Here is a 15,268-nt window from a genome sequence, read left to right on the forward strand (position 1 = left end):
CATTCATTTTCAGCAATTAATACAGATATGAATTTATCATCTATGATTAAAATTTATTTTAGGGAAAATCCTAGTTTTTAAAAAATAAGTAAATATCACTATACTAAAAAAGTCAAATTATTCATCTAAGAACAATTTGACTTTAAGAAATTATTTGTTTTTAAAATACACTATTCAAAATCTTCCATCACACGTAAAGCTTCACGTTTTCCTGTTTCTAAAGCTCCGTTTACAGTTCCTTTATTTCCATTTGTACTTGTTGCTTCTCCAGCAAAATAAATTTTCTTCGCAACTGGTGCAGCAAGAACATCTCTAGCATCTCCTGTATTCACTTTCTCATAAGAGAATGCTCCTTTAATAAATTCTTCTTTCCCCCAGTCAACCATTTTATATTCTCCTGTAAATTTTTGTGAAGCTAATCCTTCAGATATTTCATCCATTTCAGAAAGTATTGCTTGTACAGCTTGTGCTTCTGGTAATGCACTTAATTCTCTCGCATTTCTTCCAGTAACTTGTACTCCTAAAATTGCATCTTCAGAATCTTTTCCATGTGTTGCATCATAATACATTGAACCTTCGCTTCCACCAACAATCATTGCATCTTGAAAGAAATTATCCGTAAACTTTAAAAATACTTTCATTCCTTCTTCCATTCCAATGTTATTAATTGCTTCTAATTTTTCAGCTGGTAATGCAGGAACGAATTCGATATATCCTTCTTGTAAAACTTTTACAGAAACTGTTACAATAACTTTATCTACTTCATAAATTTTTTCTCCAACAGTAACTTTAATTAATTCTCCTGAATAATCAATTTTTGAAACAGGACAACTAAGATAAATTTCATCTTTTAAAGCATCTGCTAAATGATCATGAACAAAATCACAATATGTTTTATTACGTAATCTAAATTTATCGCGATTTACATTTGATTTAAGTTCTTCCAACAATTCTTCTGGAGCACTAAGATTTTCAGCTGATGCTCCTTCTAAATTTGCAATTGCTTCAATTAAATCATCGTATTCTGATCCCATTCCTTCTCCTTCTGCCCACTCATCAATTGTTTGATTTGGTTGTGTATGAGCAGTTTCATAAACATATTCAACTAAAGCTTTGATATGTTCTGGACAATCAAGATCTTCTACATCATAGACTTCATCGATAAACCAATATTGTTCTTCTGTATTATCTATCACAATATCTTGTCCATAGATCTGAGTCATTTCATATAAATATGAATTTGTACCTGTTCCCCATTCAGCTCCTAAATCTAAATCAAAGTCAGCCAAAGTTGTATTCTTACGCAATCTTCCCCCAATCTCTGCTGATGCTTCCATGATATCCACATCATACCCATTATCTTTTAACATTTTCGCTGCTTGTAATCCTGAAGCACCAGCTCCAACTACTAACACTCTTCCTTTACTTGGTGGTGTTGTAATATATGGCTGTGAATCATCTTCACTACAAGAAAACATCGTAAATACAAAAGCTAATAATAAAGTCAGTTTGATTGGTTTAGTTATTTTTGGTGTTCTCATAAATAAAACTTTTATGGATTTATATATAATTTTATAAGTTATTCTCTCTACATTAATCGCTTGCATTAAAACTTATTTCCCCAAAAATCTCTCAGGATTTTGTTTTTTACAAAACTCACCATGAAATTACTAATTATTTCATTATCAGTATTTTAAATAGGTTTAAAATTTTAATTTTTAAGTGTTAAATATTTCTAAATTAAAATTGAATGACATTTATCTTATTATATAATTTGTTTTAATCGTACTTTTAGAATGAATCTAAAAAAGGAAAAAATGCACGATTTAACGTTAGCTAGAATTATTCATATTGTTGCTGTTGTAGTTTGGATTGGAGGAGTTTATATGGTTACTACGGTAATTATTCCTGCAATCAAAAGAATGAAAATAAAAGAAAATAAGATTGATACATTTGAAAAAATAGAAGGTCGATTTTCAAATCATGCAAAAGTTGCTACTTTATTAACTGCAATTACTGGTTTTTATATGATTTATAAATTAAATGCTTGGGATCGCTTTGAAAGTATTCGATTTTGGTGGATGCATGCAATGGTAATTATTTGGCTAATTTTCACTTTAATTCTTTTCTTTTTAGAACCTTTTCTTCTACACAAAATATTTAAAAAATTCGCACAAGAAAATCCAGAAAAAACCTTCAATATTATGCATCGCGCACATTGGGTTTTATTAATTTTAAGTATAATTACAATAATTGGAGCTATCGCTGGAAGTCATGGTTGGTATTTTTTCTAAATATAAAAGCCTTACAACCTAAATTGTAAGGCAAAATCGAATTATTTGCTAAAATATAAAAAACCTGCTTTGGTTCCTTTTCCTGCTAATGCAAGCGAAATATTTAAATGTGCTAAAGCTTCTAAATATCTTGCATTTTTTAAACTTCCAAGTACAATTCCTGAAAAATCTGATTTATCAGCAATTTCTTTAATTGTATTCGCAGCTTCTTCGGAATCCGAAGCGATAAATGTTGTTAATTTCTCTCCATTATAAACTAAATCTTTTTCATTCATCATATCTGCAAAAACAGTATTAAATGCTTTTACAACTTTTGCTTCTGGAATCAATTTTGAAGAAATTTCTGCTGCACTTTTTTCTCCCAAAAATAAAGGTGACCAATCTTGAATATTTATAGCATTCGTAACATCTACTACAATTTTCCCACTTAATCTTTCTCTATTTTTAGTCAAAATATCTTTTACAGCATCATAAGGAGTTGTAATAAAAACAATATCTCCAAAATCACAAGCTTCTGCGATTGATAGAAGTTCTCCTTCTGGATTTGGTTTACTAAATTTTACTGTATATCCAGCTTTTGTAAATAATCCTCCTAAATTTCGAGCTACATTTCCTGCTCCTAAAAAACTAATTTTCATGATATTATATTTTATATTTCCAATACAAAATTCTATCTTTGACAACAAATAACCAAACAGTTAGTAACTAACAAAAAAGTAAGTAATGAGAAAATTATCATCTGTAAACTTTAAAAATGAAAAATTCCTCGAATATGATTGTCCTTTTATGACAACACTTCATTTTATAGGAAAAAGATGGAAACCTGCTGTTTTGTGGAAAATCAATGAAGGTGTAAATCGTTTTAATGAATTAAAAAAAGTATTGCCATATATCAGTGATAAAATGTTGGCAAATACTATTAATGAATTGACAGAAGATTTAATCATTGAGAAAAAAATATATGATGAAACTCCTTTGCGAATCGAATATTATATGACAGATTTCGGAAAAAGTCTTATTTCTGTTTTAGAACAAATGAACGCTTGGGGAGAAAATACATTACAAGAAATTAAAAATTAATTATCAAAGTTTTCTATTTCAGAAACGCTATATTTAAACCCTAAATAAATTACCAACCAATGAGAAAATTCACTTTACTTGTTTTCTTTGCAATTCTATTTATTTCCTGTAAAAATGAAAAAAAAGAAGAAGCTCCAAAACAAGAAAAATCAACTGAACTAATTGTAATCGGAACATTACACAAACCAGTTCCAAATTTTAACGGAGATACTTTGTATCAGATTTTAGAAAAATTACAGCCTGATTTTATTTTACATGAAATCGATTCTTCCTTTTTTACTTCCGATTTTAAGTTTAAAAAAGATTACGGAGAAAACGAAGGAACTGCTTCAAGAATGTATATTAAAAAACATCCTGAAACGCAATTAAGACCTTTCGAATTTGAAGGAAGAAATGAATATCGAAGAGAGAATGGAATGCGTCCGACTGATAAATATACGCTTCGTCTTGTGGATAGTTTGAATAAAGCAAATTTATTGACAAAAGAAGAATCTGAAATTGCAACAACTTATAAAAACTCGATTGAACCTCTTAAAATTGAAGCTGCAAAATCTCCAGAACATTTTAACAATCCAAAAACAGATAGTCTTTGCGAAAGAAGACAATTTTATCAATATCAAATGATTCCTAAAATCACAAATGTTCGTGAGGAATTTGCAAATAGATTTCAAATTAAACCAAATGGAGAAAAAATTAGTTATCGTGATGGATATCAATTATGGGCAAACTTTTGGGATCTTAGAAATCAAACAATGGCGAAAAATATCATGAAAATCACAGAACAAAATAAAGGAAAGAAAATTGTGGTTTTAACTGGATTTATGCATCGTTATTATTTGAGAAGAGAATTGAAAAAACATATTCAAGGAAAAGATATTATTTTGAAAGAATTTTATGATTAATCTTTCATTTAAATTCATCAAAAACAAAAAATCCAACCTATTCGGTTGGATTTTTCTTTTATTTTTTAGTCAAAGCAATCTTAATTCCCATGAGAATGTAAATTGCTCCAGAAAATTTATTCAATCGATTATGAAATTTTTCATTTCCTTTTACTTTATCTGAAAATGTTGCTGCAAAAAAGCTCATTACAGAAAACCATAAAATTCCAATCAAAGCATATGTTACTCCTAAAATTATAAAAGGAAGTGGATTTTCAATTTGCTCTTTTTGGATAAATTGAGGAAAAAATGACAAGAAAAACAAAGCAACTTTCGGATTTAAAGTATTTGTAATCAATCCAGAAAAGAAATGCTTTTTATTACTTTGTTCTTTCACTTCAATTGCATCAAAATTTGGCTGCTTTTTAGAAATAATACTTGAAATTCCTAAGTAAATCAAATAGGCAGCTCCTAAATATTTAACAATCATAAACGCCATTGCAGATTTTGCAACCAACATTGACAATCCTAAAGCTGCAAAAAAAGTATGAACAATCACTCCTCCATTAATTCCTAATGTGGAGTAAATTCCTGCTTTTTTTCCTTGACTAACTGATTTGTTTAAAACAAAAACAGAATCGATTCCAGGCGTCATGATAAAAAGTAACGCAGTAATTACAAAAACATAAAAATTTTCTACTCCAAACATTGTTTTAAGGTTTTAAAAAAAGCAAATGTATTTTATTTTCTTTTTGCTTCGTTAAATTTTTTCTTAAAAATTATTCTTTATAAACACTTTCAAAAGTTAATGGCTCATTTTTCTCAAAATCAAATAAAGTCAATCTTCTCAAAGTATAATAATCATTCCAATAATTTTCTAAAGTATTTAAATAACTAACAACGGCACGATCTTGTTCTTGTTGTGCAATATTTAAATCTGTAATTGTAATTTTCCCTAAAATGTATCTTTTCTTTGTAATATCATAACGTCTTAAAGCAACTTCTTTCGCTTTTTCCGCTATAATTAATGTGTTTTTCTGATTTCTCCATCGAAGTGTTTGCAATGAAATTTCTTGTTCAAAAGCAATTTCTTGATTTTCAATTTCCACTTTAGCTAAATCTAAATCTGCTTGTGCAATTTTCACTTTTGATTTACGAACTCCCCAATCAAAAAGTGGGATTCCCAAACGTAAAGAAACATTTTGCGATTGACTAAAATTATCTGGTTCATATAAACGATTAAATTCATTTGCTTGTGAATTTGTTCCAATATTTCCACTTAAATTAAATTCTAAAACATTAGAACCTTTTTCTCTTGCCAAATTTCTTTCCGCCTCTAATCTTCTTTTTCTAAAATCTAAAACCGCTTTTCTATTATTTCTAGCATATTCCAAAGCAGTTTGTTCATCTACATTAAAATGATTTAATTTTTCAGGAAAATCAAGTTCAAATTCTGCATTTTCCAATCCTAAATATCTAGAGAAATTTTGCCTTGCTAATTTTAATTGTAACTCTGCATTTGTTACTTCATTTTCAGCATTTAATTTGCTTAATTCCATTTGAAGCAATTCATTTTCTGCAATTGTTCCAATTTTAAAACGACCTTTTGCAATCTGAAATAAAGTATCTTGATTAGACATATTTTTACTTGCAATTTCCAGCTGTTTTTGTGCTTTTAATTGTGCGAAAAACATTCTACTTGTTTCTAAAGAAATATTTTCCATACTTTCCACAAAATCTCGTTTAGCTGATTCATTTGCTAAAGGTTCAATCTTTTTATCCCAACGAAATTCATTGAAAAAAAGAGAATTTTGCGTATAACTAATAGAAAAAGGAACAGCAGAAAAACTTTTTACAGTAGAACCATCCTCATTATAATTATAAATTGCATTTAAACCAGAAGAAACGAAAATTGTTCCTCCTGTAAAAGGAACATTTTGACGAATTCCAAGATCTAATGTCCCTCTTGCTGTATTTTGTTTTGTAAACTTATACGTTCCATCATTTTGTGGTGTACTTTGAATCGAATTTGTATAAGAAGGTGAAGCATCCAAACGTAATTCTGGCAAAAAAGAAGCTTTATAATTCTTAAATCGCCAATATTGTGCAAAATATCTATTTTTTGTTGCTTGGAAATCTGGAGATTCTGATTGTGCTTTTTTAATTGCTTCTTTTAGCGTAATTACTTTTTTTTGAGCAAATAAACTTAAAGGCAAAAAACATAGAATGACTAATATTTTTTTCATTTTCATGTGTTATTTTGAAAAATAAAGAGAATAAGATTTTAATTTTTTAAATAGCATTTATTCGTAACGCATTGCTTCAATTGGACTCTTATTTGCAGCTTTTTTTGCTGGAGCAATTCCGAAAATTAAACCAATTAAACTTGAAACTAAAAAGGATAATAAAATAGATTTTATCGATAAAATTGTTTCAATTCCTGTTGCCATTTCTAGAACAATCGAAGCAATTATTCCAAGGACAACTCCAAGAATTCCACCACCTAAACTAATGATAATTGATTCGGATAAAAATTGTAGAACAATATCTTCTTTTGTCGCTCCAATTGCGCGCATAATTCCGATTTCTTTTGTTCTTTCTAAAACAGAAGCAAGCATAATATTCATAATTCCAATTCCTCCAATTAAAAGAGAAATTCCAGCAATGATACTTAAAACAACATTGAAAATTTGTTTTGTTTTTTGTTGTTGTTTTAAAAGATGAATTGGAATAGAAATTTCAAAATCTAAAACATCATTGTGTTTTCTTTTCAAAAGTCTAGAAATAACATCGGAAGAAGCTGTTAAATGTTCTGATTTATCAATTTGAATGGTTAATTTATCTATTTGATGATAATTTCCTCTAAATTTTGGTTTATTAGATCTTTCATTTACATAAAAACTTCCACCTCCACCTGCTTTTGATGAAACTTTTTTTCGGTTTTTAAAACGTACTAAAAAAGTTTTGATTGGAATATAAATATCTTTATTTACATCGCGTATTCCTAAGTTTTCTTGTGCTTTTTCAGAGATGAATTTTTCTTCTGTAACTCCAATAACGGTTAACCAAATATCTTTTACTTTAATTTCTTTTCCTATAGCTGTTTCACCAGTAAACAATTTCTTTTCTAAAGATTTTCCAATGATACAAACTCTAGAACCATTTACAGTATGATATTTAGAAAAAAGAGCTCCATTATCCAATTTCATATTTGTAATGTCAAAATAATCATTTGTAATTCCGATTAATTTGACATTTTTTTGTTTTCCATCTTTAATGACTCTTGTATCTAAAATAATTTCTGGACTTAAAGCTTTAATGGATGGAACTGTTCTTTTAATACTTTCCATATCTTGAAGATCTAAACCTTTTGAAAAACGTTTGGATTCTAGTTGTTTTTCATCGTTCTCATCATTTTGCTTATTTAATTTATCATCAGAAAGTGGTGTTACAACAATATTGTTTACACCAACCAATTCTAGTTGAGATAAAATTTCCTTTTCTGCACCATTTCCAATTGCAAGCATTGTAATAACAGCACTAACTCCAAAAATAATTCCTAAAGCTGTAAGAAAAGTTCGCACTTTATTTGTACGAATAACACGGAAAGCTTCTGAAATATTTGATTTCAGTTTTTCTAAAAATATTTTATCGAATTTCATTTTAGCAAACCTGTTTTATTCAATTCGATTTATTTTTTTCTCTTCCATTCCTTCAGGTTCATTCAAATAAACTTCGTCTTTTTCTGAAAGTCCTTTTTCTACAATAACTTTATTATCGTTTGATTCTCCTAAAATTACTTGTTGTTTTTTCTTTGAAAAACCATCTTTCATATAAACAAAACTGACAGTATCTTTTGTAAAAATTGCTTCCAAAGGAATACTTAAAACTTCGTCTTTTTCAAAAGTTAAAATCCCATTAGAAGTTGTCATTCCTGGTCGAATATTATCATTTGTTGTTTTTAATTTAATGGTAATCGGAAACAATTTCACGTCTGAACCACGCTTCGTTTCAGCAACATTTGCAACGTCTGTAACTTCTCCTTCAATTTCTAATTCTGGAAACGCATCAAAGCCAATTTTTACAGACATTCCTTTTTTAATTTTTCGAACATCTACTTCATTTGCATATGTTTTGGATTCCATTTGTGATAAATCAGGAATTGTTGCTAAAGTCAAATCCCAAACGCTTATAGAAGAACCTGACACTTTCTTATTTCCATTCCAATCTTTGTCATAAATAATCATTCCAGGACTTTCAGAATAAACAGTTAATGATTCTTTTAAAGATAAAAGTTCATCAAGCTTGTTTTGAAACTTTGAAACCTCCGTCCCAACTTCAATCATTTTGGCTTTGGCTTGTCTTTGTTTTATGACATAATTTTCTCTTTTTTCCTTTAAATCTCTCTCCGATTTTTCAAGGTTAATTTCCAATTTTCGAATGGTTGCTGGCGGCTCGTAAATAGATTGTTTAAGCTCTAATTTTGTCGTCTGAATGGAAAACTCTAAATCTTTAATTGCAGTTCTCTCTTGTTTTAAATTTAGTGTTGTATCTAGTTGTTGTTGTGTGTATTTTGACTGAGCGCTTTCTAAATTTAAACGAGCATCTAAAATCAATTCAAAAATTTCTGTTGGATCTAATGTTGCTACAAAATCTCCTTTTTTAATAATTGTTCCTTCAGGAATTAAATTTTTAATTTTTATCTCACGAATTCTATGTTTTGTCAAAGCAACTGGAGCTTTAATTTCTTTAGAATTCATCGATTTTAATTCACCAGATGAAACAATAATATTTTCAAATTTACCTTTTTCTACTTTTGATAAAAGTAATGTACTTTCGGATTTAGAATTGGAAAAAAAAGAATAACCAGTAAATCCTAAAACAGCAATCCCTCCTATAATTAATAATCTTTTCTTATTCATAGTTTTTATTGTATTTCCAAAATGATGTTTCCAAAGCTAGTAAATTAAGTTTAAATCAACAGAAGGTATAACTAAATTTGTTAAATAAAATTTCTTAAAAGTATGTTAAAAACAAAAAACTAGGCTTTTCAAATTGAAAAACCTAGTTTAACGTTTAAAGATAAATTAAAACATATTTACTCAAGAATAATAGAACGGCTTCTAGTTTCCGCTACTCTAAAATAACCTAATGGCCTATTTTCTGGATTTGTTTGATTGTAACAATTTCCATTTACTTTTGCTGGATTTCCTGAAAAAGGATTTCCATTATCAGCTTGTTCTAAAAGTAAATTCATGAAATCGTAATATTGTTTTGAAATATTTAAAAGTTTAAAATCAATTCTATCTCCAACTTCAATATCTTCAAATGTAATATCTATATTAAATTGATTTCCTTTTGAAAATTCATTGTCAAAAACACTAATTTCTTTCAACGGACGAATATTTGTTTCCATATCTAAATAATAGAAATAATCTTTATCACCTGGATCTGTAAAAGACACTTCAATTCCTAATTGATCTTGAAGAAATCCTGCATCATCAATTTGTTTAACCTCATCAATTTCAACAGTTGGTAATAACGTTTCTTCTGCAATATATTCTTCTCCTTCATATTGAATATGTAGTGTATATTTTTCATTTAATTGTGGTAAAAAGTCCATACAAATATAATTTCCAGTTGCAATTTCTTCCACAAAATCAAATGTATTTCCACTTTCATCATTTACATGAACAACTGCTCCTGTCGCTACTGGCACGCCCTCATCATAATAAGGAGCAGTTGTTGTTAATCTGATGACTTGGTACGAACCATCTGTTCCAACTTCCCAATCTAAAGCTGCATCAATGACTAAAACAGGAGGACTTGTTGGTAAGTCTAATTCGACAACATCTTCACATGCTGGGAAAAGTGTAATTAATACAAATAATACTATATATTTTAGTTTTTTCATGTCTTTTTAAAATTTAAAATTATAAGTAACAGATGGTACAATTCCGAAAATAGAAAGTCTTACAGATTCGTTTTTCAGAGAATCTTCATTCTGTCTAAATGAAATAGAATTCGCATTTTTTCTTCCATAAAGATTGTAAATACTAAAAACCCATTCTGACTGGAATTTTCTATCTTTATTTTTTCTAGGTTTTAAAGTAGCTGCAACATCTAAGTGATGGTAAACAGGTAATCTATTACTATTTCTATCTGCATAATTTGGAACAGTAATTCCTTGATATTCATATTGTGCATCAGGATAAGTTACGGGTCTTCCTGATTGGAAAGCAAAATTCCCACTAAAACTCCATTTATCATTTAGCTCATAAGATGCTGTAATATTAAAATCATGTGTTTTATCGTATGGAGCATTATACCATTCTCCATTATTAATTCCAGGTTCATTTGCATTTCTTCCTGGAATTCTTTGTTCTGCTTTTGATAAAGTATAAGCTAAAAGTCCTGTCCATTTTCCAACATTTTTCTGGAATAAAACTTCCAATCCATAAGCTCTACCTTCACCAATCAGAATTTGTGTTTCTATTTGATTTTGCCCAATTAAATCTGCTCCATCAATATAGTCTACTCTATTTTTTAAATCTTTATAGAATGCTCCAACTTCTAAAGAATACGCTCCTTCTTTAAAATTTTGTTGGTATTCGATACTATACTGATCAACTTGTTGTGGGTCGATATATGTTCCACTTGGTGCCCAAACATCTAAAGGTGTTGGAGAACTTGCATTTGAGATTAAGTGAATATATTGATACATTCTATTATAACCTGCTTTAAACGATTTGTTTTCAGCAAAATTATAGGAAAGCGCAACTCTTGGTTCTGGATTTGAAAATGATTTAATCGTTCCTGTATATTCGATTAATTCACTTTCTTGTCCAGGCTTATAAATTCCTTGAACTGGATCATAAACAACTGGCATATTATTTACGTAATTATATTGTTTTTGCTTTCCAACTCTTTGGAAAAAACTATATCTCAAACCATATTGCGCTTTCAACTTTGGCAAAATCTGTTGTTCTAAGGATAAATAAACCGCTTCTTCATAAGCATATTTATCATCTAATTTTCTATAATTTATCGAAGAAGATTCGCTATTTGGACGAATTGTTCCTGGGTTAAACCAATAATATCCTCCATAAGCTCCGAATTTTAATTTTAAATTTTCATTTACATTATATAAGAAATCATATTTTGCATGTACATTATTTGTTGCAGATTCCCATTTAAACTCTGCAACATCAATTTCAAGATTATATACATAAGAAGAATAATGAACAGAAAAATCTGCACTTAATTTTTCATTCCAATATTGTTTCCAATTGGTGTTCATTAATTGGTTTCCAAAAGCATTTCTAAAACTTCCTCCTAAATCAATTACATCTCTTCCGAAATATCCAGATAAAGAAAGATGGTTTTTTTCATTTATTGCATAATTCAATTTCGTGTTTAAATCGTAGAAATAAGCAATATTATCTTGGTTTGCTAATTTTAAAAATAAATGCGCATAAGAAGCTCTTCCTCCAACCATAAAATTCAGTTTCTTTTGTCTATCAATTGGACCAAAAACTGTCAATTTACTCGATATATTCCCAATACTTCCAGTTGCATGAATTTTATCTGAAGTTCCATTTTTTTGATAAATATCTAAAACTGAAGAAACTCTCCCTCCATATCTTGCTGGAATTCCTCCTTTATATAATTTGATACTATTTACCACATCTGCATTAAATACAGAGAAGAATCCAAAAAGATGTGAATCACTATAAACAGGTGTTCCATCTAATAAAATTAAATTCTGATCTGCAGCTCCACCTCGAACATTAAATCCACTACTTCCTTCTCCATTATTACTAACACCTGGTAAAACTTGGATAGATTTAATAATATCTGGCTCTCCTCCTACAGATGGAATTTTCTTAATCTGAGAAGCTTTAATTGTATAAACTCCTAGAGCAGGTTTTTTAATATCTGTAGTAATTCCTTTACTTACAATTTCAATTTCCCCCAAATTTTCTACATCTGGAGCAAGAGAAAAAGTTAGTGTCATGTTTCGATTAAAGTCAATTTTTTTCGAAACTGTTTTGTAACCCAAATATTGGATTTCTAAAGTGTGTAAACCTTTTGGAATGTCAAGCGTAAAATTCCCATTTTCATCTGTAGTTGTTCCTAGTTTTAGAGTAGGAACGCTCACACTCACAGCAAATAATTTTTCATTCGATTTTTCATCTTTTACATTTCCTTTCAATTTTATTTTTTCCTGTGAAAAAACTTTTACAGAAACTAAAAGTAAAAAAATAGGCAACAATGCTTTTTGAACTATTTTCATGTACACTTATTTAATTTTTTAAATGATTAATTTCCTTCCTTTACGGCTATTATAAAGGATACTTCTATGATTTAATTATTGATTGATTTCTTCTAAGTTTAAAACTTATTTATATCTATGATTCATAACTTTTGTTTTACCCCCACTCCATTTTTATTTTTTTTTACAAAACTCTTAATTCTGCACTTTTTATTCGTTCCAATTTATAATTTGGGACCATAAAAATAAAAAAAGAGGCTCGAAAGCCTCTTTAACAATTGATTATTTTTATTATTTCATCTATAACTTCTCTGTAACACCAGCAGATGCAAAACTTGCCATTTCATTAAAAAAGGCTACACTTGTTCTCAAAATTGGAATTGCAATCGCTGCTCCTGTTCCTTCTCCTAGTCTTAAATTTAAATTTAATAAAGCTTCTTTATTTAAATAATCTAACATTTTTTCATGTCCTTTTTCTTCTGAATTATGAGAAAAAATACAATATTCCAAAACATCTGGATAGATAGATTTTGCTATTAATAAAGCTGTAGTACAAATAAATCCATCCACTAAAATTGTCATTTTCGATGCTGCTGCTTGTAGCATTCCTCCACAAATCATTGCAATTTCAAAACCTCCTATAGTTTGTAAAATATCTAATGGATTTTCAATTTCTCCATGTTTTTCAATAACTTCTTTAAGAACATCTACTTTTCTTTTAATTCCGTCATTTTCCAAACCTGTTCCAGCTCCAACACAATCCTCTAAAGAATATTTTGTGATATAATGCATAATTAAGGAAGCTGAAGAAGTATTACTAATTCCCATCTCACCAAATCCAATGATATTTGTTCCTGATTTTTTTTGCGCTAAAACTAATTGTTTTCCTTTCTCAATTGCTAAAAGACATTCATCTTTTGTCATTGCTTTTTCCAATCTGTAATTTCTAGTTCCTAAAGCAATTTTTGCATTAATTAAATTTGAATTTTCTTCAAAAATATGATTAACTCCTGCATCAATTATTTTTAAAGTTACATCATTTGTTTTACAAAAAACATTAATCGCTGCTCCATGATTTAAAAAATTATAAACCATTTGCGTTGTCACTTCTTGTGGAAATGGATTTACAATATTTTCAGTTGCAATCCCATGATCTCCTGCAAAAACTAAAATAGTCGGATTACTAATTTTTGGCTCTAATGTTTCTTGAATTCTAGCAATTTGAAAAGCAATTTTTTCTAATTTTCCTAAAGCTCCTAAAGGCTTTGTTTTTATATCAATTTTATGTTGTATTTCTTTATCTAATTTGGTAGAGATTGGTTGTATATCAAAATTCATTTTATTTGTTTTCTTTGGGATTTCTATAATTCTTTGTTTGGCGAATTTATAGTTATTTTAAAAATCCCTAATAAAAACTATCTTAAATTTTCATACACAACCAATTTGAATTTATTTATTCAATATAATCTGTAAAAAATAAGTCTACATATTCTATTGCAAAATGGGTAGTATTACTTGTTCCATTAAAAATACCTGGATTTTCACATGTTTTTCCGTCACTATTTGGATTACTTGGATCCACACATGGCCCACCTAAATACAACATATAATTATTATGCCAATGATTCCAATCTACATATGCTTCAAAATCACTTTGTGTCTTCAGTGTATCTGGCAAATTTGGAGGATGAACTCCTAAGTTTTTAGGAATAAATATATGATCTCCATTAAATATTTTTTGAACTTCTACATAACTTACTCCAGCAGCCAATTCTTTTGCATATAGAGCTTCTCCAGCAACTTTCAACTCAGTTTTTAAACCAAAAGAAATAGGATAAGGAATACTATCTGCATGTTGAAAATCCCAAGCAAATTTTTGTGGAATTTGATCACCATTCATCACATGATCTCGAAAATAAATTGAAATCGGTGCAGAAGAATCTGAAGATCTTGGTAAATTATTAAAATAATCTGCATATTCTTGCGAAAAATGAGAAGGTGTTGCATAACAAAAAATTCGAATGTTAACGTCTCCTGCTTTTAAATTTGAAACATTGGATGAAATAGCTTCATATAAATCTGTTGCTAAAATAATTGACAAAGCAGAACCTTGACTAATTGAAGCAGAATAAATCGTAATTGGTAAATGATTTTCTGGATCTTCATTAATATAATTCACAAAATAATCTACAATTGTAGCATCGGGATAGGCAGATTCTGTATCTTTCATTTTTAAAACATTCAATCGTAATTGATTAATTCCTCTTGAAACATTGTATTGATTTCTATATTTTTCGTAAACATAAATATCTTGATTCAAACTATCACTCAAATGATTTGCTAATTGTGCTCCTTCAATAGAAAGCGCAAATTTATTATTTACAGTTGTGTCTTGTATGATAATTCCTCCATTTACAACTGTTTCATCATTATTATAATTTGCCCACCATTTTAAAGACCAATCTCCTTTTGTGGCAAAATGGGTATTTTTTAAATATTTTTCAATTTCTTGTCGTGAACCAACAGTTCCTCCTGCCCAACCAATCTGGTTTCCGAAAGATGCAATGTTTAAGGCTAAAATTGATTCTGTATAATCTTGATTTTGTTCCCCTCCTAAATTATCACCATTATTTTGTAACGGATCTGCTGGAGTTGTAATAGAATAATCATCGTCATTATTACAAGCAAAAACAAAAACTATTATTAAAAAAAGCGTAAAAAACCTTCTCATATTCAAT

13 protein-coding genes are annotated in these 15,268 nt (G+C 28.8%); 3 read left to right on the forward strand and 10 right to left on the reverse strand.

Going from position 1 to position 15,268, the window contains the following annotated elements:
- Window positions 1–170: 170 nt before the first annotated feature.
- A complete protein-coding gene (locus I1A51_RS00495) occupies window positions 171–1,541 on the reverse strand; it encodes a flavin monoamine oxidase family protein (protein WP_196890418.1) in 1,371 nt (456 codons plus the stop codon).
- 276 nt (window positions 1,542–1,817) lie between these two features.
- Between I1A51_RS00495 and I1A51_RS00500 the strand changes: the two genes are divergently transcribed.
- A complete protein-coding gene (locus I1A51_RS00500) occupies window positions 1,818–2,294 on the forward strand; it encodes a hypothetical protein (RefSeq protein ID WP_196890419.1) in 477 nt (158 codons plus the stop codon).
- A gap of 41 nt (window positions 2,295–2,335) precedes the next feature.
- On the opposite strand, the gene I1A51_RS00505 is transcribed toward I1A51_RS00500, so the two are convergent.
- Window positions 2,336–2,932, reverse strand: a complete 597-nt coding sequence (locus I1A51_RS00505) for an NADPH-dependent F420 reductase (RefSeq protein ID WP_196890420.1) — start codon at window positions 2,930–2,932, stop codon at window positions 2,336–2,338.
- Between the two features lie 85 nt (window positions 2,933–3,017).
- Between I1A51_RS00505 and I1A51_RS00510 the strand changes: the two genes are divergently transcribed.
- Both I1A51_RS00510 and I1A51_RS00515 read left to right on the forward strand, forming a co-directional pair.
- The gene (locus I1A51_RS00510; protein ID WP_196890421.1) at window positions 3,018–3,374 is read left to right on the forward strand and encodes a winged helix-turn-helix transcriptional regulator; all 357 of its coding nucleotides are present in this window, start codon (window positions 3,018–3,020) and stop codon (window positions 3,372–3,374) included.
- A 59-nt stretch (window positions 3,375–3,433) separates the two neighbouring features.
- Entirely contained in the window at window positions 3,434–4,276 is an 843-nt protein-coding gene (locus I1A51_RS00515) for a hypothetical protein (protein ID WP_196890422.1), read from the forward strand.
- A gap of 58 nt (window positions 4,277–4,334) precedes the next feature.
- Here I1A51_RS00515 and I1A51_RS00520 read toward each other — a convergent pair whose 3' ends face one another.
- The 8 genes from I1A51_RS00520 to I1A51_RS00555 all read right to left on the reverse strand — a co-directional run bounded on the left by I1A51_RS00520 (window position 4,335) and on the right by I1A51_RS00555 (window position 15,261).
- Complete coding sequence (locus I1A51_RS00520; RefSeq protein ID WP_196890423.1) at window positions 4,335–4,964, reverse strand: LysE family translocator; 630 nt, start codon at window positions 4,962–4,964, stop codon at window positions 4,335–4,337.
- 70 nt (window positions 4,965–5,034) lie between these two features.
- Entirely contained in the window at window positions 5,035–6,501 is a 1,467-nt protein-coding gene (locus I1A51_RS00525) for a TolC family protein (RefSeq protein WP_196890424.1), read from the reverse strand.
- Between the two features lie 57 nt (window positions 6,502–6,558).
- Entirely contained in the window at window positions 6,559–7,917 is a 1,359-nt protein-coding gene (locus tag I1A51_RS00530; RefSeq protein ID WP_196890425.1) for an ABC transporter permease, read from the reverse strand.
- Window positions 7,918–7,932: 15 nt separating this feature from the next.
- A complete protein-coding gene (locus I1A51_RS00535) occupies window positions 7,933–9,177 on the reverse strand; it encodes an efflux RND transporter periplasmic adaptor subunit (protein WP_196890426.1) in 1,245 nt (414 codons plus the stop codon).
- A 176-nt stretch (window positions 9,178–9,353) separates the two neighbouring features.
- Entirely contained in the window at window positions 9,354–10,169 is an 816-nt protein-coding gene (locus tag I1A51_RS00540; RefSeq protein WP_196890427.1) for a DUF4249 domain-containing protein, read from the reverse strand.
- Window positions 10,170–10,175: 6 nt separating this feature from the next.
- The gene (locus I1A51_RS00545) at window positions 10,176–12,551 is read right to left on the reverse strand and encodes a TonB-dependent receptor (RefSeq protein ID WP_196890428.1); all 2,376 of its coding nucleotides are present in this window, start codon (window positions 12,549–12,551) and stop codon (window positions 10,176–10,178) included.
- A 279-nt stretch (window positions 12,552–12,830) separates the two neighbouring features.
- The gene (cobT, locus tag I1A51_RS00550) at window positions 12,831–13,868 is read right to left on the reverse strand and encodes a nicotinate-nucleotide--dimethylbenzimidazole phosphoribosyltransferase (RefSeq protein ID WP_196890429.1); all 1,038 of its coding nucleotides are present in this window, start codon (window positions 13,866–13,868) and stop codon (window positions 12,831–12,833) included.
- A gap of 115 nt (window positions 13,869–13,983) precedes the next feature.
- On the reverse strand, window positions 13,984–15,261 hold the full coding sequence (locus I1A51_RS00555) for a hypothetical protein (RefSeq protein WP_196890430.1): 1,278 nt from the start codon (window positions 15,259–15,261) through the stop codon (window positions 13,984–13,986).
- Window positions 15,262–15,268 lie beyond the last annotated feature (7 nt).

This window comes from Aureivirga marina (genome assembly GCF_015767265.1).
GTDB classification, from domain to species: domain Bacteria; phylum Bacteroidota; class Bacteroidia; order Flavobacteriales; family Flavobacteriaceae; genus Aureivirga; species Aureivirga marina.